The organism is Klebsiella sp. MS 92-3 (assembly GCF_000195655.1).
GTDB lineage: Bacteria > Pseudomonadota > Gammaproteobacteria > Enterobacterales > Enterobacteriaceae > Klebsiella > Klebsiella pneumoniae.
In genome coordinates, this window is record NZ_GL882731.1 from 19,446 (window position 1) to 20,532 (window position 1,087).

General features: G+C 59.8%; 1 protein-coding gene. It reads right to left on the bottom strand.

The genetic code is table 11. The features are described 5' to 3' along the window. Positions 1-144 precede the first annotated feature (144 nt). A complete protein-coding gene (gene iolE / locus HMPREF9538_RS23695; protein WP_002886970.1) occupies positions 145-1,044 on the bottom strand; it encodes a myo-inosose-2 dehydratase in 900 nt (299 codons plus the stop codon). Between the last annotated feature and the right edge of the window lie 43 nt (positions 1,045-1,087).

Genomic DNA, 1,087 nt, shown 5'->3' on the forward strand with positions numbered 1-1,087 from the left:
ACGCTTTACCCGTCATCGCCATCCTCACCCTGGCCCTCTCCCTGAGGGAGAGGGAACTGTCCGGCGCTGTGGTTAAGCCCTGGGTCCGGTTGTGAGAGGAAAAAAGCAGGCCATACCCGGTATGGCCTGAAAATGTCACAACGATTAGATCCCTGCCGTTTCGCGGATATATTTGCGCGCTTTGACGGCGTATTCGAAAGGATTGGCCAGAGCAGGATCCTGCTCGGCTTCCACTACCATCCAGCCTTTATAGCCAAAGTCGTCCAGCAGCTTGAACACCGGACGGAAATCGATCACCCCGTCGCCCGGGACGGTGAAGGTGCCTTTTTTCACGCCGTCGAGGAACGACAGGCCGTCGCGGCGCACCTGGTCGATCACCGGCGGGCGGACGTCTTTCAGGTGGACGTGGTTGATGCGCGGCAGATACTTTTTGAGGATCGCCAGCATCGGCGCTTCGCCGCCTTCGGAATACCAGGCGTGGCCGGTGTCGAACAGCAGGAAGACGCGCTCGTCCACCAGCGACATAAATTTGTCGATTTCCGCGGTGGTCTGAATGCCGGTGCCCATGTGGTGATGCAGACAGACCTGCATTCCCTTCTCCGCCGCCAGGCGGCCGAGGGTGTTGTAGCCTTCCGCCACCCGCTGCCACTCTTCGTCGCTGAAGCACGGCTTCGCATCGCCGAGGATCGGTTTATCCAGCCCCTGGATGCTGCCGCTCTGCTCGGAGCAGCCAATCACTTTCGCGCCCATCGCATGAAGGAAGTTCATGTGATTGACGAATTCATCAATGGTTTTTTCCCGCTGGCCGTTGGCGAAAAAGGTGCTGAACCAGGCGTTGCAGATCTGAATGCCGCGGATATCCAGCATCGGCTTGAGAACCGCCGGGTCGCGCGGATATTTGCTGCCGACTTCGCTGCCGGTAAAGCCGGCCAGCGCCATTTCGCTGACGATCTGCTGGAAGGTGTTTTCGCTGCCGAGCTCCGGCATATCATCGTTAGTCCAGCCGATTGGGGCGATAGCCAGTTTGACGTTATCTTTGTTCATAGTAGGGCTCCTGCCGCCCCCCCCCCCCCCCCCCCCCCGCCCC